This is a genomic window from Bacteroides sp. D22 (assembly GCF_000163675.1).
In the GTDB taxonomy this organism is placed as follows: domain Bacteria; phylum Bacteroidota; class Bacteroidia; order Bacteroidales; family Bacteroidaceae; genus Bacteroides; species Bacteroides xylanisolvens.
The window spans coordinates 55,355-81,778 of sequence record NZ_GG774818.1 but is presented as its reverse complement, the minus strand read 5'-3'; the positions used below and the strand labels follow the sequence as shown (position 1 = coordinate 81,778).

General features: G+C 44.1%; 19 protein-coding genes. All 19 read left to right on the top strand.

Translation table 11 applies throughout. The features are described 5' to 3' along the window. The first annotated feature begins 8 nt into the window (after positions 1-8). The gene (locus tag HMPREF0106_RS05125) at positions 9-674 is read left to right on the top strand and encodes an ABC transporter ATP-binding protein (protein ID WP_004311327.1); all 666 of its coding nucleotides are present in this window, start codon (positions 9-11) and stop codon (positions 672-674) included. A 67-nt stretch (positions 675-741) separates the two neighbouring features. Further along, entirely contained in the window at positions 742-1,368 is a 627-nt protein-coding gene (locus tag HMPREF0106_RS05130) for a GIN domain-containing protein (RefSeq protein ID WP_009040802.1), read from the top strand. 96 nt (positions 1,369-1,464) lie between these two features. Then, a complete protein-coding gene (locus HMPREF0106_RS05135; RefSeq protein ID WP_009040801.1) occupies positions 1,465-2,754 on the top strand; it encodes an ABC transporter permease in 1,290 nt (429 codons plus the stop codon). Positions 2,755-2,783: 29 nt separating this feature from the next. Further along, complete coding sequence (locus HMPREF0106_RS05140) at positions 2,784-4,037, top strand: ABC transporter permease (RefSeq protein ID WP_009040800.1); 1,254 nt, start codon at positions 2,784-2,786, stop codon at positions 4,035-4,037. Positions 4,038-4,121: 84 nt separating this feature from the next. Then, on the top strand, positions 4,122-6,731 hold the full coding sequence (locus tag HMPREF0106_RS05145; protein ID WP_009040799.1) for a PAS domain-containing sensor histidine kinase: 2,610 nt from the start codon (positions 4,122-4,124) through the stop codon (positions 6,729-6,731). 129 nt (positions 6,732-6,860) lie between these two features. Continuing rightward, the gene (locus tag HMPREF0106_RS05150; protein WP_009040798.1) at positions 6,861-8,339 is read left to right on the top strand and encodes a TolC family protein; all 1,479 of its coding nucleotides are present in this window, start codon (positions 6,861-6,863) and stop codon (positions 8,337-8,339) included. Between the two features lie 301 nt (positions 8,340-8,640). After that, the gene (locus tag HMPREF0106_RS05155; RefSeq protein ID WP_008644665.1) at positions 8,641-9,990 is read left to right on the top strand and encodes a sigma-54-dependent transcriptional regulator; all 1,350 of its coding nucleotides are present in this window, start codon (positions 8,641-8,643) and stop codon (positions 9,988-9,990) included. A 54-nt stretch (positions 9,991-10,044) separates the two neighbouring features. Next, positions 10,045-11,337, top strand: a complete 1,293-nt coding sequence (locus HMPREF0106_RS05160) for a sensor histidine kinase (RefSeq protein WP_008644667.1) — start codon at positions 10,045-10,047, stop codon at positions 11,335-11,337. Positions 11,338-11,434: 97 nt separating this feature from the next. Next, positions 11,435-13,987, top strand: coding sequence for a DUF5686 and carboxypeptidase-like regulatory domain-containing protein (locus tag HMPREF0106_RS05165; protein ID WP_009040797.1), 2,553 nt, complete (start codon positions 11,435-11,437; stop codon positions 13,985-13,987). 108 nt (positions 13,988-14,095) lie between these two features. After that, a complete protein-coding gene (locus HMPREF0106_RS05170; protein WP_004314280.1) occupies positions 14,096-15,385 on the top strand; it encodes an inositol-3-phosphate synthase in 1,290 nt (429 codons plus the stop codon). Between the two features lie 161 nt (positions 15,386-15,546). Beyond that, complete coding sequence (locus tag HMPREF0106_RS05175; RefSeq protein ID WP_004326579.1) at positions 15,547-16,026, top strand: phosphatidylglycerophosphatase A; 480 nt, start codon at positions 15,547-15,549, stop codon at positions 16,024-16,026. Positions 16,027-16,040: 14 nt separating this feature from the next. Then, the gene (locus HMPREF0106_RS05180; RefSeq protein WP_081104589.1) at positions 16,041-16,508 is read left to right on the top strand and encodes a GtrA family protein; all 468 of its coding nucleotides are present in this window, start codon (positions 16,041-16,043) and stop codon (positions 16,506-16,508) included. Between the two features lie 103 nt (positions 16,509-16,611). Continuing rightward, the gene (locus HMPREF0106_RS05185; RefSeq protein WP_009040796.1) at positions 16,612-17,262 is read left to right on the top strand and encodes a CDP-alcohol phosphatidyltransferase family protein; all 651 of its coding nucleotides are present in this window, start codon (positions 16,612-16,614) and stop codon (positions 17,260-17,262) included. Between the two features lie 153 nt (positions 17,263-17,415). Continuing rightward, a complete protein-coding gene (locus HMPREF0106_RS05190; RefSeq protein ID WP_004326585.1) occupies positions 17,416-18,333 on the top strand; it encodes a phosphatase PAP2 family protein in 918 nt (305 codons plus the stop codon). Between the two features lie 108 nt (positions 18,334-18,441). Beyond that, the gene (locus tag HMPREF0106_RS05195; RefSeq protein WP_032851591.1) at positions 18,442-19,452 is read left to right on the top strand and encodes a lysylphosphatidylglycerol synthase transmembrane domain-containing protein; all 1,011 of its coding nucleotides are present in this window, start codon (positions 18,442-18,444) and stop codon (positions 19,450-19,452) included. A gap of 133 nt (positions 19,453-19,585) precedes the next feature. Then, entirely contained in the window at positions 19,586-20,758 is a 1,173-nt protein-coding gene (locus tag HMPREF0106_RS05200; protein WP_004314277.1) for an iron-containing alcohol dehydrogenase, read from the top strand. A 219-nt stretch (positions 20,759-20,977) separates the two neighbouring features. After that, positions 20,978-24,115: a SusC/RagA family TonB-linked outer membrane protein gene (locus HMPREF0106_RS05205; protein WP_008648740.1), complete on the top strand. Its 3,138-nt coding sequence runs from the start codon at positions 20,978-20,980 to the stop codon at positions 24,113-24,115. Between the two features lie 8 nt (positions 24,116-24,123). Next, complete coding sequence (locus HMPREF0106_RS05210) at positions 24,124-25,683, top strand: RagB/SusD family nutrient uptake outer membrane protein (protein WP_004304210.1); 1,560 nt, start codon at positions 24,124-24,126, stop codon at positions 25,681-25,683. A 12-nt stretch (positions 25,684-25,695) separates the two neighbouring features. Next, the gene (locus HMPREF0106_RS05215) at positions 25,696-26,421 is read left to right on the top strand and encodes a DUF4843 domain-containing protein (protein WP_004314272.1); all 726 of its coding nucleotides are present in this window, start codon (positions 25,696-25,698) and stop codon (positions 26,419-26,421) included. Positions 26,422-26,424 lie beyond the last annotated feature (3 nt).

The window sequence follows — 26,424 nt, the reverse complement described above, 5'->3', positions numbered from 1 at the left end:
TAGAAGTTATGATAACATTGAACTCTCTTTCCAAAATTTATCGTACTGATGAGATTGAAACGGTAGCGTTGGAAAATGTGAATCTGACGGTAGAACGTGGAGAATTCCTAAGTATAATGGGACCTTCCGGGTGCGGAAAATCTACATTGTTGAATATAATGGGATTACTTGACGCACCTACCATGGGAATAGTGGAAATCAATGGAATACGTACCGAAGGAATGAAAGACAAAGAATTGGCCGTTTTTCGTAATAAAACGCTTGGTTTTGTGTTTCAGTCTTTTCATTTGATTAATTCGTTGAATGTGATGGATAATGTGGAGTTGCCTTTACTTTATCGCCGTGTTGGCAGTAGTGAGCGAAAGCGGTTGGCGCAAGAGGTATTGGAAAAAGTAGGGTTAAGCCATCGTATGAGACATTTTCCTACACAACTTTCCGGTGGGCAGTGCCAACGTGTAGCTATTGCCCGTGCTATTATCGGTAATCCCGAAATAATCCTTGCCGATGAGCCGACAGGTAACTTGGATTCAAGGATGGGAGCCGAAGTCATGGAACTGCTTCACCGACTGAATAAAGAAGACGGACGCACCATCGTCATGGTTACCCATAATGAAGAACAGGCGAAGCAGACTTCGCGTACCATCCGTTTCTTTGACGGACGTCAGGTGCAGTAGAACCTGCGTTTTATACATGAAACTAAATAGAAAAACAGATTAATATTTCTCTAAATTAAAAACCACCATGACAAAGAATATTTTTATCGTTGCGATAGCTGTCCTGTTAAGTGTTGCTTTTTGTTCGCTATCGGCACAAAATGTGAGTAAAGATTATAATGTAGGCGACTTCTTTGCCATCAACCTGCAATCTGTCGGAAATATTATTTTCGCTCAATCGGCAGAATGTACCTGCCGTTTGGGAGGGCCTTCTGAATTTGTAGAGAAAACCCGGGTAACGGTGAAGAACGGCACACTGGTTATCGATTATAAAGAGAAGAACGTAAAGAATGTCAAGAATCTGATTTTTTACATCACTGCTCCCGATTTGAGTAAAGTGAAAATCGACGGGGTAGGGAACTTTGATGCAAAGGAAAAATTGAATCTTAAAAATATAGCTTTCGAACTTGACGGAGTGGGAAATTGCAACGTGAAAAATCTTCATTGCGATGAACTGAAACTCGATGTCGACGGAGTAGGCAATATGAAAATGAATGTTGACTGTGGCCTTATCAAGGCTAAAGTGGATGGAGTAGGTAATATCACTTTATCGGGTAAGACTGATACTGCATTCTTTAAAAAGGATGGTGTTGGTAAAATCAATCACAAAAACCTGAAATGTAAGGATATAACAAAGAAGGGATGGAATTTCTAATATGGAACGTTCTTTGACGAACTTCTGTGGAACCTAATCGAAGAAGAATAAAAAAGACGGGTAAGAAATATACTGAACTCTATACTGGTAACGATCATGATAAAACTCTATTTTAAACAAGCATTCCATCTGTTGGGAGAAAATAAACTGCTTTCTTCTATTTCTATTATTGGTACAGCTTTGGCTATTGCTATGATAATGGTAATTGTGATTACTTTACGTGCGACTATTGCTCCCTTTGCACCGGAAACCCATCGTGACCGGATGCTTATTTTCCGGTTTGCCGGACTTCAAAGTAAGTCCAATGTGAATTGGCAAAGCAATGGCCCTATCGGATACAATACGGCAAAGGCTTGTTTCAAAGCAATGACAATTCCCGAAGTTGTTTCCATAACCAATATCTGGCAGGAAACAATGCTGGCTGCTAAACCGGCAGGTGAGATGGAAAGTTGTAGTGTGTTGCAAACAGACGATGCCTTCTGGAAAATATTTGAATTTGAGTTTCTATCCGGTAAACCGTATGATAATGCCGATTTTGATGCCGGAGCAGCAAAAGCTGTGATTTCCGAAGATACGGCTCGCCGTTTGTTCGGAACGTCAGAAGTGGTTGGAAAGACATTCCTTCTGAACCATTCGGCTTATATTGTTTGCGGAGTGGTACGTCCGGTCTCTAAACTGGCGAAATACGCCTATGCGCAAATTTGGATTCCTTTGAGTTCAACAAGTGCCTTCACAGCCACTTGGGGCGATGACAATATCATGGGTATGACTGCCGTCTATATACTGGCTAAATCGAAAGATGATTTTCCGGCTATTCGTCAGGAGGCAGACCGCTTGCGGGCTATCTTTATGGCAGGGCATCCCAATTTCGATTTACTCTATCGCGGACAGCCTGATACTTATTTCGTAGCCGCGCAACGCTATTCCGCCAACAATCCTCCTGCTGTGAAAGAAGCAGTACGGCAATACATACTGACATTACTTGTCTTATTGATTGTTCCTGCCGTCAACTTGTCCGGACTTACTTTGTCACGCATGCGTAAGCGTATCTCCGAAATAGGAGTGCGAAAAGCCTTTGGTGCCCCCAGACGGGAGCTTATGATGCAGGTACTATCCGAAAATATGCTTTATTCCCTGTTCGGAGGAATTCTCGGACTGGTATTAAGTTATGTCGCCGCTTTCCTTTTGGGAGGAATGCTTTTTTCCGTAGACTTTGTATCCAATGGTGTGGAGGATTTGCGGACCATGTGTGTCGACTTACTGTTCGATCCTACCGTATTCCTGCTGGCATTTCTGGCTTGCTTCCTACTCAATTTATTAAGTGCCGCCATTCCGGCATGGAGAGTAACTCGCACCAATATTGTGGATGCCATCAACGAAAGATAATTCTTCAACTCATCTAAATTCTAAAGAAAATGCAACTATTAAAACAAATATGGAACGAGCGCCGGTCAAACGGATGGTTGTGGTCAGAACTATTAATTGTTTTTGTGGTCCTGTGGTATGTGGTCGACTGGACGTATGTGACAGCGTGTACTTATTACGAACCGGTAGGATTTGATATTACCGATACGTATTATTTGGAGCTAAGCCTGAAAAACGACAAGAGTAATTCCTATCTTTCGAAAGAGCAAAAGAGTACATCTTTAGGACAAGATATTATCGAGTTGACCAATCGTCTCCGGAGATTGCCGGAAGTGGAGGCCGTTTCAATATCCAATAATGCGCGTCCCTATATCGGGAGTAATTCCGGTAGTATGTTGCGTATCGATACATTGGTTAGTAGTCCGCTACGGCGTTCGGTAACCCCTGACTTTTTTCAGGTCTTCCGTTATCAAAGTGCTGATGGGCGTGGTTATCAGCCGTTGGTGCAAGCTTTAAGGAATGGCAATGTAGTTGTTGGTGAAAATTTCTGGCCCAAAGATTATAAAGGCGATCGTACGCTGTTGGGTAAAGAAATGGTCGATGTGGATGATTCTACAAAAGTGTACAAGATAGGGGGAGTTTCGAAGAAAGTGCGTTACAATGACTTTTGGCCTAACTACAGTGACCGGTATGTAGCCATTGAACTTACTGAAAAGATAATGGTCGAACTTGACGATGAACTTTATCCTTCGAGTGTAGAAGTTTGTCTGCGGGTGAAACCGGGGACTTCCAGAGACTTTGCGGAACATTTGATGAAATTGTCCGCCAACCAGTTGAGTGTCGGTAACTTATTCATCCTGAAAGTGCATGATTATGAAGATCTGCGGAATGACTTCCAGCAAGGAAGTTATAATCAGGTACAGGTACGTTTCTGGATGATGGGCTTCTTATTGCTTAATATCCTGTTGGGTATTGTCGGCACCTTCTGGTTCCGTACGCAGCACCGTCGTACCGAGTCTGCGCTTCGTATAGCAGTCGGGTCCAGCCGGATGCAGCTTTGGCAACGTTTAAATAAAGAAGGATTGCTATTATTGACTCTGGCTGCTTTGCCTGCCGCCGCCATCTGTTATAATATCGGCCATCTGGAGTTGACTGAAGGGTATATGGAGTGGGGAGTAGTACGTTTTCTTATTACATTTGTCATAACCTACTTCCTGATGTCTTTAATGATTCTTATAGGTATTTGGTTTCCTGCCCGTCAGGTAATCCGCATACAGCCTGCCGAAGCGCTGCGCGAAGAATAAAAAACTTGGGCTATCTATTTGTTTTCAATAGATTTAACGTATCTTTGTCGGCATAATATTGAAAACACCGCAGGTTTTAACTATATGAATCGACGCTATTATTGTATGTTTATAGTTCTGTTTTTTGCTGTTCTTACGCAGGCGGCGGCAGCGGAACGTACATTCAATATCCTTTTTATACAGTCTTACACCTCGCAGACTCCTTGGCACAGTGACCTTAATCAGGGCTTGGCTAAAGGGTTTAAAGAGAGTGGTTTGAAGGTGAACATAACAACGGAATATCTTGATGCGGATTTTTGGGCATTCAATTCCGAGAAGGTAATCATGCGTCGTTTTTGTCAGCGTGCCCGCGACAGGCAGACAGATTTGATTGTAACTGCGAGTGATGAAGCTTTTTATACCCTTTTTGCGTGTGGAGATTCGTTGCCTTTGCAGATTCCGGTGGTGTTTTTCGGTATTAAGTATCCTGATACGAAGTTGATTACTGCTCATCCCAATGTTTGTGGATTCACAGCCAATCCGGATTTCGACGTCATATTACGTCAGGCACAAAAGATATTTCCCCGCCGGAAAGAAGTGGTTTGTGTGATAGATAACAGCTTTTTAAGTAACAAAGGGCTTGAAGATTTTGAAGAAGAGTGGAAAATCTTTCAGAAAGATAACCCGGATTATAGAATGAAAATCTATAATACCCAAAATCATACGACTAGTCATATCATTGCGGCAATTTGTTACCCTCGTAACAGCTACGAACGTTTGGTTGTTGCTCCTAAATGGTCGCCTTTCCTTTCATTTGTAGGTAAAAACTCAAAAGCTCCCGTATTTTCAACTCAAAATGTAGGATTGACTAACGGTGTGTTTAGCGCTTATGATGCCGACAGCTATACTTCTGCATCATTGGCTGCTCAAAGGGCTGCTTCGGTCTTAAAAGGTACCTCTCCCCGGGATATAGGAGTGACGGAAATTACACAGGGATTCATCTTTGACTACAAGCAATTAGATTTTTTCCATGTCGACTCTGATAAAGTATCCTCTAGCGGAACCATAGTCAATGAACCATATTGGGAGAAATATAAATACCTTTTTATACTTCTCTATCCGTCTATCCTCGCATTGTTGATAGCCTCTATCGTGTGGCTGATGCGTGCCAACCGGCGTGAATCCAAACGACGGATTCAGGCACAGACCCGTCTGCTGGTACAGAATAAACTGGTGGAACAGCGTAATGAGTTTGATAATGTATTTCATTCCATCCGTGATGGTGTGATAACGTATGATACCGATTTGCACATTCATTTCACAAACCGTTCCTTATTACAAATGCTTCATTTGCCGTATGAGGCAGGTGGGCGTTTTTATGAAGGAATGATGGCTGGCAGTATCTTTAAGATCTATTATAACGGTCAGGACATTCTTCATAAAATGCTGAAGCAGGTAGCTTCAAAAGGAGAAAGTGTGAAGATACCGCAGGGAGCTTTCATGAAAGAAGTGCATAGTGATAAGTACTTCCCTGTGTCGGGGGAAATAGTTCCGATCCGTTCAAAGGACGCGATTACCGGTATGGCACTTTCTGCGCGGAATATTTCGGATGAAGAAATGCAGAAACGTTTCTTTGATATGGCGGTAGACGAAAGCTCCATATATCCGTGGCAGTTTGATATGGAAACGAACTGTTTTATTTTCCCGCAAGGTTTCTTGAAACGTCTCGGATACGATGAATCGGTTACTACCATCCCCCGTGATGAAATGGATCGCACTATCCATCCTGACGATTTGAAAGAAATAAGACCGTTGTTTAACAGAGCATTGACCGGGGAAGATTCCAATACCCGTCTGAACTTCCGTCAGCGGAATGTCAACGGAGAGTATGAATGGTGGGAATATCGTTCTTCCGTAATCACGGGATTGACACAAGATTCATTGTACAATATATTAGGTGTTTGTCAGAGTATCCAGCGATATAAGACTGCCGAGCAGGAGATGAGAGAGGCCCGTGATAAAGCCCTCCAGGCTGACAAACTGAAATCGGCGTTCCTTGCCAACATGAGTCACGAGATTCGGACTCCGCTGAATGCGATTGTAGGTTTCTCCGATTTGCTAAGCGATACGAGTGGTTTTACAAGCGAAGAGATTGCCCAGTTTATCGGAACCATTAATAAGAATTGTGGCCTGTTGCTGGCTTTGATTAATGATATTCTTGATTTGTCACGTATCGAATCGGGAACCATGGAATTTATGTTCGCCGAGCATAACCTGCCGCTGTTATTAAAGACCGTCCATGATTCTCAACGCTTGAATATGCCACCGGGAGTAGAACTGGTGTTGCGTATGCCCGAAAGTGATAAGAAATACCTTACGACAGATAATGTACGCTTGCAGCAAGTCGTGAATAATCTGATAAATAACGCTGCTAAATTTACGAGTAGCGGTTTCATTACTTTTGGCTATGAAGATGATGAGGTTCCCGGCTACACCCGCATCTTTGTGGAGGATACCGGAGTCGGTATTTCTGAAGAAGGTATCCGTCATATATTCGAACGATTCTATAAAGTCGATAATTTCACCCAAGGAGCAGGTTTGGGATTAAGTATTTGTCAGACCATCATCGAACGTCTGAATGGTACCATCTCCGTCACCTCCGAAGTAGGTAAAGGCACTCGTTTCACTGTGCGCCTTCCTAACTACTGCGAATAATCGAACGTTCACTTTTGGGCATAGTGTCCGAAAATGGACACTTTTCTTATTTTCTAATCTGTTGATAATAAAAACTTTACTTTTTTGGCACATCGTTTGATTCTCTCATAGTGGAAAATACTGTGCATAATGAAAAAGAAAAGTATATTGTTTGCTCTTGCTGCCGTTTGCCTGCCGTTGGCATTGTCGGCACAGAAGGAAAGGGAAATAACCTTGAATGAAGCTATTGCTATGGCGCGTATTCACTCTGTTGACGCTGCTGTTGCCTTGAATGAATTGAAAACGGCCTATTGGGAATTTCGTACCTTTCGTGCCGATCTTCTGCCGGAAGTCAACTTGACCGGAACCCTGCCCAATTATAACAAATCATATAGTTCCTATCAAAATTCGGACGGTTCTTACGGTTTCGTCCGTAATAACACATTGGGGCTTACCGGTGATCTTTCTATCGATCAAAACATCTGGCTTACCGGTGGTAAACTTTCGCTGACTTCCTCTCTCGACTATATCAAGCAATTGGGAGCCGGAGGAGACCGTCATTTTATGTCGGTTCCTGTCACATTACAACTTACACAACCCATCTTTGGAGTCAATAATATAAAGTGGAACAGACGCATCGAACCGGTTCGTTATGCCGAAGCGAAAGCAGCTTTTATCACTGCTACCGAAGAAGTGACGATGCGTGCCATCACTTATTACTTTAATCTTTTGTTGGCAAAAGAAAATCTTGGCACGGCGAAACAGAACCAGACAAACGCCGACCACCTTTATGAAGTAGCCCTTGCCAAACGCAAAATGGGGCAGATTTCCGAGAATGAACTCTTGCAGTTGAAGCTCTCCGCTTTGAATGCGAAGGCTGCATTGACGGAAGCAGAGAGTGATCTCAATGCCAAGATGTTCCAGCTCCGTGCCTTTTTGGGAGTAGGAGAGGATGAAGTACTAAACCCGGTTCTTCCCGAAGCTGTGGATGGCCCGAGGATGGAGTACAATCAGGTGTTAAATAAAGCATTGGAACGTAATTCTTTTGCACAGAATATCCGTCGCCGCCAGTTGGAAGCCGATTATGAAGTAGCTACTGCACGCGGAAATTTGCGTAGTGTCGATTTGTTTGCAAGCGTAGGGTATACGGGTGAGAACCGGAATTTTCCGGCCGTTTACAGGAACTTGCAGGACAATCAGATTGTTCAGGTAGGCGTTAAGATTCCGATTCTCGATTGGGGAAAACGCCGTGGGAAAGTCCGGGTAGCCAAGAGTAACCGGGATGTAGTGCTTTCAAAAATTCGTCAGGAACAGATAAACTTCAACCAGGATATTTTTCTGTTGGTGGAGCATTTCAATAATCAGGCACAGCAATTGGACATAGCCAAAGAAGCCGATGCGATAGCCCAGCAACGATATAAAACAAGTATTGAAACTTTCCTGATAGGTAAAATCAATACCTTGGATTTGAATGATGCGCAGAACTCTAAAGATGATGCGAGACAGAAACATATTTCCGAACTTTATTATTATTGGTATTATTATTATCAGATTCGCAGTCTGACACTATGGGATTTTCGTACCAATACCGAACTTGAAGCTGATTTTGATGAAATCATCCGGCAATAGAAAGGGGAGGAAAAAGCTTTTGAATCTTATGGAGGAACTTGCCGGAGATTATGGGAAAAGTTTTTCAAGTCTGCAAACAGACTATTGCGTATTTATGCCTGATTCATTTGGTATTACGAACTATTTATAGTACCTTTGAAACTCGATTTTAACACTCGGGAAATGAAAAATACGTAAATAATACAGAAAAATTCATCCCCCATTATAAATAAAGAAAGAAATAAAAAAAGAAATACTTCTTCTTGGAAGATTGAAAAAACAGAAGAAGTTTTCTTGGTAGAGGAATCTTGCAATTTTAACTATGATTCTGATAATTGATGACGACAGCGCAGTGCGTTCTTCGCTTAGCTTCATGTTGAAGCGGGCAGGATATGAAGCACAGACCGTTCCCGGTCCGCGGGAAGCTATGGAAGTAGTACGTTCCGTAGCTCCGGATTTAATCCTGATGGATATGAACTTCACTCTTTCTACAACGGGTGAGGAGGGTTTGACCCTACTCAAACAAGTAAAAATATTCCGTCCCGAAACACCGGTGATATTGATGACTGCTTGGGGAAGTATCCAACTTGCCGTGCAAGGAATGCAGGCAGGAGCTTTTGATTTCATAACGAAGCCCTGGAATAATGCCGCCTTGTTGCAACGCATCGAAACGGCACTCCAACTTTCGGGCACTCCACAGGAACCAACGCAGGAACAGAGCGATTCTTTCGACCGCAGCCACATCATCGGGCGTAGCCAAGGATTGATGGATGTGTTGAATACGATTGCCCGCATAGCAAAGACCAATGCCTCTGTCCTCATTACAGGGGAAAGCGGGACAGGTAAGGAATTGATAGCCGAGGCCATTCATATCAACAGTCAGCGTGCCAAACATCCCTTTGTGAAAGTGAATCTTGGAGGTATCTCCCAAAGCCTGTTCGAAAGTGAAATGTTCGGGCACAAGAAAGGAGCTTTTACCGATGCTTCCGCAGACCGTATCGGACGTTTTGAAATGGCAAATAAAGGGACGATTTTCCTGGATGAAATAGGTGATCTCGACCCTTCGTGCCAGGTGAAGTTACTGCGTGTATTGCAGGATCAGACATTTGAAGTGCTCGGCGACAGCCGTCCGCGCAAGACGGATATCCGGGTAGTATCAGCCACCAATGCCGATTTGCGCAAAATGGTAGGCGAACGTACTTTTCGTGAAGACCTCTTCTATCGTATCAATCTGATAACAGTGAAACTGCCGGCCTTGCGCGAACGTCGTGAAGATATTCCCTTGCTGGCACGTCATTTTGCCGACCGTCAGGCGGTAACCAACGGATTGCCCCGTACGGAGTTCTCTGCCGATGCCCTGCAATTCTTGAGCCGTTTGCCCTATCCGGGGAATATTCGTGAATTGAAGAACTTGGTGGAACGTACCATTTTGGTAAGTGGTAAACCGCTGCTTGATGCTTCCGACTTTGATGCGCAGTATATTCGCCACGATGACGCAAGAGTGACCGAAGGCGCAGCTCTGGTCGGTATGACTTTGGATGAAATAGAACGCCAGACCATTCTCCAGGCGTTGGACCGTTACAAAGGAAATTTGAGTCAGGTAGCTACGGCATTGGGTATCAGCCGTGCAGCACTCTATCGTCGTCTCGAAAAATATAATATAACAATGTGATAAATTTAGGCACGTGCCTAATAATATTAAGATTAACCGTTAACCACAGATAACGTGCGTATAAAAGGATTCTTTTACATACTAGTCTTTCTGCTGCTGGCATTAGGTAGTGTATTGCTGTTCCTTTCCAGTCAACTGAATACAATCTTTTTCTACATAGGGGAGGGGCTGATACTTTTCATCCTCATTTATCTGACCTTTTTCTATCGTAAGATTGTGAAGCCGTTGAATACAATCGGAAGCGGTATGGAACTGTTGCGTGAGCAGGATTTCAGTAGCCGTCTTAGCCCTGTAGGCCAATATGAGGCCGATCGTGTGGTGAATATCTTCAACCGCATGATGGAACAGCTAAAGAATGAACGTCTCCGCCTGCGTGAACAGAATAATTTTCTCGATTTGCTGATTAAAGCTTCTCCAATGGGAGTGATTATAACTTCCCTTGATGAAGACCTTTCGGAATTGAATCCGATGGCTTTGAAAATGCTGGGTGTTCGTTTGGAAGACGTACAAGGCAAGAAGATGAAAGAGATTGATTCTCCGTTAGCGGTGGAATTGGCCAACCTCCCGAAAGGAGAGAAGGTAACCGTCCGTCTGAACGACTCGAATATCTACCGGTGTACTCATTCTTCTTTCATTGATCGTGGATTTCAACATCCCTTCTACTTGGTAGAAACCCTCACCGACGAAGTGATGAAAGCGGAAAAGAAAGCATACGAGAAAGTGATTCGCATGATTGCCCACGAAGTGAACAACACGACTGCCGGCATTACTTCCACACTGGATACGGTAGAACAAGCCCTTTCCAGCGAAGAAGGAATGGAAGACATCTGCGACGTGATGCGTGTATGTACCGACCGTTGTTTCTCAATGAGCCGTTTCATTACCCGCTTTGCCGATGTGGTGAAAATCCCCGAACCGACACTTTCTTCTGTCAATCTGAATGATTTGGTTTTCACCTGCAAGCGGTTTATGGAAGGAATGTGTAATGACCGTCGCATTACACTCCGCATGGAAATAGACGAAAGTCTGAAAGATGTGATGCTGGATGCCGCTTTGTTTGAGCAAGTACTCGTAAACATCATCAAGAATGCAGCGGAAAGCATTGAGACCGATGGGGAAATAATAGTCCGCACCCTCGCTCCGGCCACTGTTGAAGTGATAGATAACGGTCTGGGGATCAGCAAAGAAACAGAAGCTAAACTGTTCAGTCCTTTCTTCTCTACCAAACCGAACGGACAGGGAATCGGACTTATCTTTATTCGCGAAGTACTGATGCGTCATGGATGTACATTCTCTTTGCGAACCTATGCCGACGGACTGACCCGATTCCGTATTACTTTCCCCTAATTGTGTCAAATAAGAACATTTCTTCCGTCAAATAGACCTTTTTTTGTCTTGAAATCACTCCTACCTTTGCCCCGCTCAATTCAATAGGATTTAAGGTATGAGATTAATGAAAAAAGGCACATTGACGCTCTTTCTTTTATTGGCTATCAGTATTCCGCTTTGTGCGCAGTATGTGGTACAAGGGGTGGTGACTGATTCTCTGACCAAAGAACCTTTGCCTTATGCATCTGTACGCTTAAAAGACACGACCGAAGGAACTGCTACCGGAAGCGACGGACGCTTTTACTTCAAAACCCACCGCTCCGAAGCAGTGCTTGTAATCTCTGTAATCGGATATAATGACTATGTCCGCACCATTCGCCCTGCCCGTAATGCATCCTATAAAGTAGCACTTGCGCCTACCGAATACGCGCTTGGTGAAGTGGTAGTCAAACCCAAACGTGAGCACTACCGGAAGAAAGATAATCCCGCCGTAGAATTTGTCCGCCGTATGATTGAAAGCCGTGACAACTACTCTCCCTACGAGAAAGACTTCTGGCAACGCGAACGTTATGAAAAGACCACCTTTGCGTTGAATAACTTCGATGAAGAGAAACAGAAAAAATGGTTATATCGTAAATTTGATTTCCTGACGGAATATGTAGATACCTCAGCCGTTACCGGTAAACCGATTCTGACGGTATCAGCCCGTGAACTGCTTGCCACAGACTATTACCGGAAATCTCCCCGTTCCGAGAAGCAATGGGTGAAAGGGCGCAAACAGGCCGGTGTCGATGAGTTTCTCTCTAAACAAGGGATGCAGGCAGCCATCAATGAAGTCTTTAAAGACGTCGACATTTACGAAAACAACATTTCCCTGTTTACAAATAAGTTTGTCAGTCCCTTGTCCCGTATCGGTACAGGCTTTTATAAATATTACCTGATGGACACGTTGCAGATTGCCGGAGAGCCTTGTGCAGACCTCGCTTTCACGCCTTTTAATTCCGAGTCTTTCGGTTTTAACGGACACCTGTATGTGACGCTCGACTCTACCTACTTTGTCAAACGTGCCGTATTTAACTTTCCCAAAAAGATAAACCTGAACTTTGTAGACTACATGTTGCTCGAACAGGAATTTAAGCGTGCCGAAGACGGCACACGCCTGCTCGATCATGAAAGTATCACTGTTGAGTTTAAACTGACCGAAGGACAGGACGGTATTTTTGCCCGTCGTGTAGCGGATTACAGCAACTACACCTTTACGCCGACTGCCGAAGCCGACAAAGCCTTTACCAAACCCGAACGTATTATTGAAGAGACGGAAGCCCTGTCGCGTCCCGAAACATTCTGGGCGGAGAATCGTCCGCAAGCCGCCATCTCCCAGCAGGAAAACTCGGTAGACCGCCTGATGACACAATTACGCAGTTATCCGGTGTATTATTGGACGGAGAAAGTGCTTTCCATTCTCTTTACGGGATATATCCCCACCTCCAAAGAAGCGCCACTTTTCTATATCGGCCCGATGAATGCCACTATTAGCGGTAACACATTGGAAGGTCCTCGTATCCGTGCCGGAGGTATGACTACCGCCTGGCTCAATCCGCACCTGTTTGGCAAAGGATATGTGGCTTACGGGTTTAAAGATGAAAGAGTGAAAGGATTGGCGGAACTGGAATATTCTTTCAAAAAGAAGAAAGAATACGCCAACGAATTTCCTATCCATTCATTGAAATTGCGTTACGAATCAGATGTGAACCAGTACGGACAAAATTACCTGTATACAAGCAAAGACAATGTGTTCCTGGCCTTGAAACGTGAGAAGGACGACCGTATCGGCTATTTCCGGCAGGCGGAGATGACCTATACCAATGAGTTTTATTCCGGCTTTTCTTTCCAGTTGACAGCACGTACACGGAAAGATGAGTCCTCCTGCCTGATTCCTTTTTTAAAGAAAGAAGGAGATACCTACACCCCAGTAAAAGATTTCTCTATCAGTGCTGCAGAGTTGAAGTTGCGTTATGCTCCGAATGAGAAATTTTTCCAGACCCAATGGAACCGTTTTCCCGTATCGTTGGATGCACCGGTGTTTACCTTGTCGCATACCATTGCCGGAAAAGGAGTGTTGGGCAGCGATTACACCTACAATCATACCGAAGCCGGTATTCAGAAACGTTTCTGGTTTTCCGCGTTTGGCTATACGGACGTTATACTAAAAGCAGGTAAAGTGTGGGATAAAGTACCTTTTCCGTTGCTTATCATGCCTAATGCCAACCTTTCTTATACCATCCAACCGGAATCTTACTCGTTGATGAATGCGATGGAGTTTATGAATGATGAGTATTTCTCGTGGGATGTTACTTATTTCCTCAACGGATGGTTGTTCAACCGGGTGCCGTTGTTGAGAAAACTTAAATGGAGGGAAATAGTTTCCTGTCGTGGATTATATGGACATTTGAGCGATAAAAACAACCCGGCTTTGAGTGACGGTTTGTTCGCTTTTCCGATAGAGAACACACAAACAATGGGAAAAACACCTTATGTGGAGGCGGGTGTAGGTATCGAAAACATTTTCAAGGTGTTACGTTTGGACTATATCTGGAGGCTCACTTATCGTGATTCGCCCGGGATTGACAGATCAGGCTTGAGAATAAGTCTCCATATGACCTTTTAAAAGTTAAATCCTGCTAATTGCAATGTTTATATGACAAATAAAGACTGTATTAGTAATTAATTAATCTTATTTTTGCATCAATTTTAGTTTAATTTTAATAGAATAGAAATGAAACAAGAAATTAAACCCGCTACCGGGCGTCTTGGCGTACTGGTAGTCGGAGTGGGTGGTGCGGTAGCTACCACGATGATTGTAGGTACACTAGCCTCTCGCAAGGGACTGGCAAAACCGATAGGATCTATTACACAGTTAGCCACAATGCGCATGGAGAACAACGAAGAAAAACTCATCAAGGACGTTGTGCCCTTGACGAATTTGGAAGACATTGTTTTCGGAGGATGGGATATTTTCCCGGACAACGCATACGAAGCTGCTATGTACGCCGAGGTTTTGAAAGAAAAAGACCTGAATGGAGTAAAAGAAGAGTTGGAAGCTATCAAACCGATGCCGGCTGCTTTCGATCACAACTGGGCAAAACGTCTGAACGGTACACACGTGAAGAAGGCTGCTACCCGTTGGGAAATGGTAGAACAACTTCGTCAGGATATCCGCGACTTCAAAGCTGCTAACAACTGCGAACGCGTAGTGGTGCTTTGGGCTGCAAGTACTGAAATTTACATTCCGCTGTCTGACGAACACATGTCACTCGCTGCTTTAGAGAAAGCAATGAAGGAAAACAATACAGACGTGATTTCTCCGAGTATGTGTTACGCGTATGCTGCTATTGCAGAAGGTGCTCCGTTCGTAATGGGGGCTCCTAACTTGTGTGTGGATACTCCTGCTATGTGGGAATTCTCTAAACAAAAGAATGTACCTATCTCCGGTAAAGACTTCAAGAGTGGTCAGACACTGATGAAAACCGTATTGGCTCCGATGTTCAAAACCCGTATGCTGGGTGTGAACGGTTGGTTCTCTACCAATATCCTCGGTAACCGCGACGGTGAAGTGCTCGATGATCCGGACAACTTCAAGACAAAAGAAGTCAGCAAGCTGTCTGTAATCGACACTATCTTCGAACCAGAAAAATATCCTGATCTCTACGGAGATGTTTATCATAAAGTACGTATCAACTACTATCCTCCCCGCAAAGACAACAAAGAAGCATGGGACAACATCGACATCTTCGGATGGATGGGCTACCCGATGGAAATCAAGGTGAACTTCCTTTGCCGCGACTCTATCCTTGCAGCTCCTATCGCTCTTGACCTTGTGTTGTTCAGCGACTTGGCAATGCGTGCAGGCATGTGTGGCATCCAGACTTGGTTGTCATTCTTCTGCAAGAGCCCGATGCACGATTTCGAACATCAGCCCGAACACGACTTGTTTACACAATGGAGAATGGTAAAACAGACATTGCGTAACATGATTGGTGAAAAAGAACCTGATTACTTAGCTTAATCAGTAACCCCAAATAATAAGTTGAGATTGAGATTTACCATCCTATAAAGACTGGTGGATGCTCAACCTCAACTTTTACTTTTTTATTGTACAAATTCCCCATTCGTTGGGGGACTCGTGACACAACCGACTCGTAGTTTGTAATTAGTAATTAGTAATAAATGAAGCGTCCTCCCTTTCTACCTGTTTTTATAGGCACGGGCTTTGGCTCCGGTTTTTCTCCTTTTGCTCCCGGCACGGCTGGGGCGTTACTGGCTTCTATCATTTGGATTGCACTTTATTTTCTCCTTCCTTTCTCTTGGGTATTATGGCTGACTGCCGCTTTGGTGATTGTATTTACATTCGCCGGCATTTGGGCTGCCGATAAGCTGGAGACTTATTGGGGAGAAGATCCTTCGCGTGTGGTAGTAGATGAGATGGTGGGAGTGTGGATACCGTTGTTGGCTGTTCCCAATGATGACAAATGGTTTTGGTACGTGATTGCGGCTTTTGCCTTGTTCCGCATCTTTGATATAGCCAAACCGTTGGGCATACGTCGTATGGAAAGCCTGAAAGGTGGAGTAGGGGTCATGATGGACGATGTTTTGGCGGGAGTGTATAGTTTTATATTGTTAGTGGGAGCGAGATGGGTGATTGGCTGAAAAAAGTTGCACGGATGATTTCCCAGAAAGGCGGCATCTTCATGTTTTTGAGGGCGCAGCTTTCTGCTCAAATGGCAACTATTGCAGACTTTCTCGTTACGATTCTTCTGGTCAGGCTGTTTGATGTCTACTATGTATATGCCACCCTGGCGGGAGCTATCTATGGAGGAATCGTTAATTGCGTTATCAACTATAAATGGACTTTTAAATCGAAAGGAAAGAAAACACACGTTGCTGTAAAATTTATCCTTGTATGGGTTTGCAGTGTTTGGCTCAATACGTGGGGAACGTATGCACTGACGGAATCATTAGCGAAGATTCCCTGGGTACGCAACACACTTAGCCTGTATTTCGGAGATTTTTTCATTATTCCTAAAGTGGTAGTGGCAGTCATCGTGGCACTGTTCTGGAACTATAATATGCAACGCTTTTTTGTTTACCGGAATATAGATATAAGAAGTTTGTTCGGAAAAAGAAACTGAAAAACGGATTGAAAAGACTGATGAGAAAACGAAAGAATTAGATATATACAGATTGAGAAAACAGAAGATTTAGATAAAAATAGCTATAAACAGATTTAAACAGATGAATTACAGAGATTATTTACAACAGTTGATTTATAAGATTATCAATCCCCTGATACGCGGAATGATTAAAATAGGAATCACTCCTAACTTTATCACCACTACCGGATTTATCCTGAATGTAGTAGCGGCAGGTATGTTTGTATATGCCGGCATATATGGCGGACAGAACGATTTGGCCATTATCGGCTGGGCAGGAGGTGTGATTTTGTTTGCCGGACTGTTCGATATGATGGACGGACGTGTAGCTCGCCTAGGCAACATGAGTTCCAAGTTCGGTGCGCTTTACGATTCAGTACTCGACCGTTATAGTGAATTGATGACTTTCTTTGGTATCTGTTACTATTTATCAATGAAAGATTATTTCCTTTATGCACTCATTGCATTTGTGGCACTAATCGGCTCACTGATGGTAAGCTATGTGCGTGCCCGTGCCGAAGGCTTAGGAATTGAATGTAAAGTCGGATTCATGCAACGTCCGGAACGCGTAGTGCTGACCAGTCTCGGAGCTTTGTTCTGTGGCGTTTTCAAAGATATCACCGTTTTCGAACCAATCCTGATTATGATTGTTCCTCTGGCTTTTGTTGCCCTGTTTGCCAATATCACGGCATTTGCTCGTGTGAGACATTGCTACAAAGTGATGAAAGAATGAATTAATTTACTGTTGGACGATTTACTATTTACATCGTACATCCTAAATAGTACATCCTAAATAGTCCAATAGTAAATAGTCTAATAGTAAATAGTCTAATAGTAAATAGTCTAGTTGTCTAATCAAAACATTATAATGATAAAGAATATTCAAATGCCGTCGAAGAGAGAAGCCCTGACTGTGACAGTCATTATGGCTCTTTTCCTTTTGCTGACAAGTATCTTCATCGGGCTTCGTTCCGAGCACCTGTTAATGGCGGTACTCTATTTAGTTTTATTTTTTGCCGGATTACCTACTCGTAAGTTGGCTGTGGCCCTGTTACCTTTCGCCATTTTTGGAATCTCGTATGACTGGATGCGTATTTGCCCCAACTACGAAGTGAACCCGATTGATGTGGCCGGACTGTATAATCTCGAAAAGTCTCTTTTCGGAGTAATGGATAATGGTCTTCTGGTTACTCCTTGCGAATACTTCGCTGCACACAACTGGCCGATAGCGGACGTTTTTGCCGGAATCTTCTACCTTTGTTGGGTTCCCGTTCCCATCCTGTTCGGTCTTTGCCTGTATTTCAAGAAAGAAAGAAAAACCTACCTTCGCTTTGCGTTAGTATTCTTGTTTGTCAATTTGATTGGTTTTGCCGGTTATTATATTCATCCGGCCGCTCCGCCTTGGTATGCCATCAACTACGGTTTCGAACCGATATTAAACACACCGGGTAATGTTGCAGGATTGGGACGCTTTGATGCATTCTTCGGAGTAACCATCTTTGATTCTATCTACGGGCGTAATGCTAATGTTTTTGCGGCAGTGCCTTCACTGCATGCGGCCTATATGGTAGTTGCATTGGTGTATGCCATTATTGGTAAATGCAGGTGGTATGTGGTTACTCTTTTCTCTATTATCATGGTCGGCATTTGGGGAACAGCTATTTATTCATGCCATCATTATATCATTGATGTATTACTTGGCATCTCTTGCGCGTTAATCGGTTGGCTGGTATTCGAATACATATTGATGAGAATCCCGGCGTTCAAAAGATTCTTCGAAAGATATTATACGTATATAAAGTAAGATTATATGTGAATAAAGTGAGATATATACCCATACAAAAAGCAAGTATATACTCATATAAAAGCAGATATATACCCATATAAAAAATAGATATAAGTCTCACAAATAGTGAAGAACAAGTACCGTAATATATTTCTCGCTTTTGGTATCATTGCCGTTCTGATAATGATATTCACTTTTGATATGGATTATCAGGAGCTTTGGCTGAATTTGAAGCGTGCAGGGGTATATTTACCTTTGGTTTTGTTGCTATGGCTGTTTGTCTACCTTATTAATACAGTATCGTGGTACATCATCATCCGTAGTGGTGGTAAGACGGGGTTTTCATTTGTCCGGCTCTACAAATTCACAGTAACAGGTTTTGCGCTTAATTACGTGACTCCTGTTGGGCTGATGGGAGGCGAACCATATCGCATTATGGAGCTGAAACCCTATATAGGAATAGAACGCGCCACCTCTTCCGTGATTCTTTATGTGATGATGCATATCTTTTCCCACTTTTGCTTTTGGTTAAGTTCAGTGTTGCTTTACGTTTGTCTCTATCCGGTGGGGTGGATGATGGGGATAATCTTAGGAGCTATTACTGTCTTTTGCTTGCTGATTGTTATTCTTTTTATGAAAGGCTATCGGCAGGGGATGGCTGTGGCTTTTGTCCGTATGGGTGGTCGTATTCCTTTTCTGAAAAAGAAAGTATTTCATTTTGCAAACGCGCATAAAGAGAAGTTGGAGAATATAGACAAACAAATTGCCCTTCTCCACCAACAAAAGAAACAAACCTTTTATAGCGCCCTCTTACTGGAATATACCGCCCGTGTAGTCAGTTGTCTTGAAATATGGCTGATACTGAACGTGCTGACCACCCATGTCAGCTTTGCCGACTGCTGCCTGATTGCGGCTTTCTCTTCTTTACTTGCTAATCTGCTGTTTTTCCTGCCTATGCAATTGGGAGGTCGTGAAGGTGGCTTTGCCCTCGCCGTAGGCGGTCTTTCCCTTTCCGGAGCTTACGGAGTCTATGCCGCTTTGATTACCCGTATACGCGAAATGGTCTGGATTGTAATCGGACTTGTACTAATGAAAGTAGGAAATTTTAAACAATCAAAAGAAAGATATTCTGCTTAAATTTATAACTTTGTCTGATCTATAAAGACTCTTATGAAGGGCTCTATAAAAGAACTTATAGAAAAACTTGTCAAAGGAGTTCTATTTGGATCTATAGAAAAGACTGACGAAAAGACCTATAAAGAAAACGACAATGAATAATTTTATCTTTTACAGCCCTACTGAATTCGTGTTCGGTCGGGATACGGAAGCGCAGACCGGAGTGTTAGTACAGAAATACGGTGCACGCAAAATAATGATTGTTTATGGTGGCGGTTCCGTGATACGTAGCGGCTTGTTGGCCCGTGTTGAGAAATCATTGCAGGAAGTAGGTATTCCCTATTGCATGCTGGGTGGTGTACAGCCTAACCCGATAGACACGAAAGTGTATGAAGGAATCGATCTCTGCCGGAAAGAAAACGTAGACATGATGCTCGCCGTTGGTGGTGGCTCTGTGATTGATACGGCGAAAGCCATTGCAGCCGGAGTTCCTTACAACGGAGATTTCTGGGATTTCTACATCGGAAAAGCCATTGTGACGAAAGCATTGAAAGTAGCCGTTGTGTTAACGATTCCTGCTGCCGGAAGCGAAGGTTCCGGTAACACCGTCATCACGAAAGTCGATGGCTTACAGAAATTAAGCCTCCGTGCTCCCGGTGTACTACGTCCTGTTTTTGCCGTGATGAACCCTGAGCTGACCTACACACTTCCTCCTTTCCAAACCGCCTGCGGCATTGCCGATATGATGGCACACATCATGGAACGCTATTTCACCAACACGAAAGATGTAGAAATAGGCGATCGCCTGTGCGAAGGTACCCTGCTTGCCATCATCAAAGAGGCAACTACCGTCATGAAAGACCCCGAAAACTACGGAGCCCGTGCCAATCTGATGTGGTGCGGAACGATCGCCCACAATGGAACCTGTGGTGTAGGTTGTGAAGAGGACTGGGCTTCCCACTTCCTCGAACATGAAATCAGCGCCATCTATAACGTGACTCATGGTGCCGGACTCTCCGTAATCTTCCCTGCCTGGATGACATGGATGACAGAACACAATGTGGATAAGATAGCCCAATACGCCATCCGAGTGTGGGGAGTGGCAGAATCAGACGATAAAAAGGCGGTAGCCCTTGAAGGAATTTCCCGTCTGAAATCCTTCTTTACTTCCATCGGCCTGCCTGTGACCTTCAAAGAACTTGGCATTGAGAATCCCGACATCGACCGCCTTGCAGATAGTCTGCACCGGAATAAAGGTGAATTGGTAGGCAACTATGTCAAATTAGCGAAACAGGACAGCAAAGAGATATACCGTCTGGCATTATAAAAAAACAGATATAACCGACAGCTGCATCATTTGCCTTTTGATAGAGGATAAATGATGCAGTTATTCTTTTTGCTATTGATTAATACCTAAACAGAAGCAAAAAGATTTTGCTTTAATTATATTTTGGTATAATAGTTGTGTAAAATACCTAAAATTCGTGATTGCTCCGTCTATCATATAAGAATACTTTTGCGGGTGTAATAACTATATATATCCGTTATGCAAAAGCTAAATTCCGGGGCTTTGAATAGAATCTTATTGTTTGTATACATTTTATCACTATCTACTAATGCAATAGCCCAAAACAAAAATAATTCAAAAGAGACATATCTTCTTCCTCCACACGGAAATTATGTTTATGGCCGGGTGATTGAGAAACTCTCTAAAGAACCGATGGTAGGAGTGACGATTCGTTTGGATGGTCATTCTACTGGTGTAATTACCGATATAAACGGTTGCTATGTATTGACTCTGCCCGAAAAAGGCGGTCTGGTTATCTATTCCTACATCGGTTTTGAAACCCGTAAAATCAAAGTCACTTCCCGGCAGAAAGTCGATGTGCAGATGGTAGAAGCTACCGAAAGTATTCAGGAAGTGATTGTAACCGGCTATAACTCCATACAGAAAGAAAGTTTCACTGGAAATACCACAAAGATAGAGAAAGAAGACCTGTTAAAAGTCAACCCGAACAACCTGATTTCGGCCATTCAGACTTTCGATCCCTCTTTCAGAATACAGGAGAATCTGGCTGCTGGTTCCGATCCCAACAGCCTGCCTCAATTCGTCTTGCGTGGTCAGACCGGTATCGGAGAAACGACACTTGGGCAGACCTCCACCTCCTCCATTTCGCGGGAAGTGCTAAGCGGTAATTCCAACCTGCCTATCTTCATACTGGACGGCTTTGAAGTCGATGTAGAAAAGATATACGACCTCGATATGAATAGCATCCACAGCATCAATATCCTGAAAGATGCTGCCGCCACTGCCATGTACGGTTCACGTGCGGCCAACGGAGTAATTGTCATTGAACGGCGTGCGCCTGAAGCCGGAAAGTTCCGTGTACAGTATTCCGGAGTACTTTCTGCCGAACTGCCGGATTTATCCTCCTACAATCTGGTGAACGCCCGTGAGAAGCTGGAAACCGAACGCCTGGCAGGACTATATGACAGCAACACCCCGGAAATAGACCCCTATACCAACGGTTACTACCAACGACTCAATAATGTACTGACAGGTGTCGATACCTATTGGCTTTCTCAAGGACTACGCACGGCTCTGAACCATAAGCACTCCGTTTTCATAGACGGTGGAGAAAACGACGTGCGCTGGGGAGTGGAACTGGGATTCAGAGGAACGGAAGGAGTGATGAAACACTCTTCCCGTAAGAATGCCAATGCCGCTTTTTATGTAGACTACCGCATTGGCGGACTACAAATAAAGAACAAAGTGACCTACACTTATAACAAAAGTACAGATGTCCCCTTCAATTCATTCAGCGATTACTCCCATTTACTTCCTTATATGCGTCTGTATGATGAAAATGGCGATTATGTGCGCCGTCTCGAAAAGTTCGACGGGGCTAGCGGCACACAAGTAAATCCACTGTACGAAATCAACTTCTACAACAGCTTCGACCATTCCGGTTATGATGAAGTAACCGATGATCTTAGTCTGAATTGGCGTATCACCGACGGTCTGCGTCTGCGCGGTCAGTTTTCCGTCCTGATGAGAAATTCTACCGGTGATCTGTACAAAGATCCCGCATCGGCCAGTTATTCAGCCAGTACAGGCAACATCAATGGTGAAAAAACAGAATCCACACAAAAGAGAACAGTGATAGACGGAAGCCTGTCACTCATGTACAACAATACCTTCAAGGGACACAATCTCAATATCTGCTTGTCCTCCAACATGAGACAAACGCAGAGCACTGCTTCCGAAACACGTTACCGGGGATTTCCGGGTGGCGACCTTGTCTCTTCAAACTATGCGGCAGAAGTATACGGAAAGCCCAGCAGCTCCGATAATACCACCCGCTTGGTAGGAGCCTTGCTCACTTCCAACTACACCTACAACAATATCTATCTCGCCGACCTTACAGGACGTATCGACGGTTCTTCCGAATTCGGTTCCGATAAAAGATGGTCCATGTTCTGGTCAACAGGAGCAGGAATCAACATTCATAATTATGATTTTATGAAGTCGAATGAACTCTTTTCCATGTTGAAGTTCCGTGTCTCCTACGGACTGACCGGAAAGACCAACTTCTCCCTCTATTCGGCCAAAGATATGTATCAGCTGCAAACAGACAGCTGGTATCCCACAGGCTACGGTGTATTCCTCTATCAGATGGGAAATCCGAACCTGAAATGGGAACGTAAATACACCCTCGACTATGGAGTTGAAATCGGACTGTGGCACGATAAAATCTATCTGAAAGCCTCTGCCTACGACGAGCGTACCATCGACCTGATAACCGATTATACCATCCCTTCCTCTACCGGATTCACCTCCTACAAAGAAAACATGGGAAAGGTGAAAAACACCGGCGTCGAACTGGAACTGCGGGCACGACTTTACAGTGACAGAAACTGGCTCTTCCAGCTCTACGGCAGCTTTGCAAGAAACAAAAACACGATTATTGAAATCTCCCAGGCAATGCGCGACTATAATAAAAGAGTGGAAGAACTGTTCAGCGGATATAACCCCGAAAGCAGCTCCGATTCAAAATATGCTAAAACATACCTGAAATATTACGAAGGAGCCTCTCTGACCTCTATTTACGGGATGAAGTCATTGGGAATCAGCCCCACAAACGGCAAAGAAATCTACCTTCGCCGGAATGGTGACGTTACCGATGTATGGTCTGCCGACGAATGGACCATTATTGGCGATACAGCTCCCAAGGGACAAGGCTCATTCGGTTATACCCTGTCCTATAAACAGTTATCCATGTTTGCTTCTTTCCTCTATACTTTTGGTGGAGATGCTTACAACAATACCCTCGTCTCCTATGTAGAGAATGCCGACATTAAAAATGACAATGTAGATAAGCGGGTATTGCTCGACCGTTGGCAGAAACCGGGAGACATAACCACCATGAAAGATATTCGTGACCGTAATGTCACCACCGGCGCATCTTCGCGTTTTGTACAGAAAAACAATACCCTGCAATGGAGTTCATTGACAATGAGCTACAATTTCCGTCCCGAACAATTAAAGAAACTCCATCTGTCCGGCCTGCGTCTTTCGTTCACGATGAACGACCTGTTCTATTGGTCTACCATCCGTCAGGAACGGGGACTGGATTATCCTTATTCGCGTTCATTCAATCTGACTACTAACATCATATTCTAACCATACAAATGAAGAAACTAATCAGCCATATACTAATAGCCCTGACAGGAATGTTAGCCGTTTCCTGCAATGCCTGGCTGGACGTAACACCAGAAAATGCGATAGCCGACGACGATCTGTTTTCCACCGGTTTCGGCTACCGGAATGCCCTGAATGGTATCTACACCAATCTGGCGTCCGACGAACTTTACGGTAAGCAACTAAGCTGGGGATTCCTTAGTGCCATCTCCCAGCAATACAATCAAAAGGCGGGAACCATCTCTCCGATGTATGCCGACGCTTCCGAACTTATCTATAACACGGTCGACACCGAACCCGTCGTGACAGCTATCTGGGAAAAAGGCTATAAAGTGATAGCCAACCTGAACAAGCTCATCGAGAACATCCGGCCCACGGACATCTCTTTGTTCGAATACGGAGAAGAAGAGAAAAACCTCATTTACGCCGAAGCCTTGTCATTAAGAGCCATGATGCATTTTGACCTACTTCGCTTGTTTGCTCCTGCAACGGCAACCAATCCTTCGGGCGCCTATCTTCCTTACCGCGATAAATACGAAGCCGCAGTGGTAGAAAAATGTACCGTTACCGATTTTATCGAGAAAGTCCTGAAAGACCTGCTCGAAGCGGAAGACATTCTGCGTAAGTTTGACACCGAATACCATCCCGAAGCGATGTACGCTTCACAAATGTACGAACCTACTCCCGAATGGAATGCCCGCTACCGCTTCAACTCCGGTTCCTATATAGACGATATGGGAGCATTCTTCTGGTATCGTGGCATCCGCTTCAACTATCTGGCATTGCTGGGGTTGAAAGCCCGTGTCTGCATCTATGCCGGTCCTGCCTACTACAAGAATGCCGAGACAGCCGCCAAAGAACTTTACAACACCTATTACCAGCAGAAACGGTGGATAGGCTTTACAGAAGGAGAGAACATTACCTGCAATCTCAATTCCCGATATACAAAAGTCTCCCACGACATATTGTTCGGCTTGTACAAGAAACAGCTGGCTACGGATTATGAACAGGCCGTATGGGGCTCTTCCTCTTCTTCGTCAACCACCCGTTTGCCGTTGGCAAATATCCCTTCCCTGTTTGCTTCGGACAATACGGGCGTATATACCGACTATCGGCTCACCTACCTGATCGGGACTACCAATGAAACCCAGTCGAAGTATTACACACTGAAGTATAACCCTTCCGTAGAATCAGTAGTAGAAGCAATGGAGAATCCGATGATACCAGTGATCCGGTTCAGTGAAATCTGTCATATCCTGGCGGAGATCAGTAGCTATAATGGCAAGATAACCGAAGGAATCAACTACCTCGAAACAGTTCGAAAAGCCCGTGGAGCTGAACGTACCCTTAGTCTGACAGTCAGCACCCGTGAACAACTGGATGCCGAAATACTGCTCGATATACGGAAAGAAATGATAGGCGAAGGTGGAACCTTCTACACCTACAAACGGATGAACCTCTCCACCGTGCCCGATTCCGACGAGGAAGGAGAAATCAACATGACAGGTTCTTATGTACTTCCATTGCCTACCAGTGAAACAACCAACTAATGCCCGGATAAGATGAAACGAATATTGACATATACCATCTTCTGCCTGCTGTTCGTTCTCACCTCTTGCAGTGAAGAGCAGCTGGACGTTTATAATGGAGACAATTACGTCTATTTTACTTACATGAGCGATAAGTCTCCACAGAAAATAACATTCAACTTTGCTACAGATGCACCCTTGCTTCGAGAAGGAACCGTGAAAGTGAAAATGACACTTCTTGGCTACCTGCTCGAAGAAAATGCCACCTGTGATATTTCCGCAGTGGGAGAGAAAAGCACCGCCCGTTCCGGCATCGACTATGCCCCTTTGACCTCCGGCATCTTCCATAGCGGACTGGCGGAAGACACCTACGAAGTCACCGTCTATCGCAATGAAGACCTGCTCAACACAGACTACACCCTTACCCTTTCACTGGATGCAGTGGAAAACTGTCTGGTGGGTCCGGCAGAATACAAACACGTCACGATTCAAGTGACCGACCGGATTTCCCAACCTGTTTGGTGGAACCAGAGTTCGGCAGCCAATCTGGGTACTTATTCGGATATGAAATACCGTGTTTTTATCATTTTCATGGATGGTGAGATACTCGAATCATTGGATAAATACACCGGTATTGAGTTTGTCAACCTGATAGCCGACTTCAAGGCCTGGTGGAAAGACCAGTGGCAGCAAGGCAATTACCAATATTATGATACAGACGGAGTGACACCGCTGTATGAAACCATTCTCGATAACTGATAA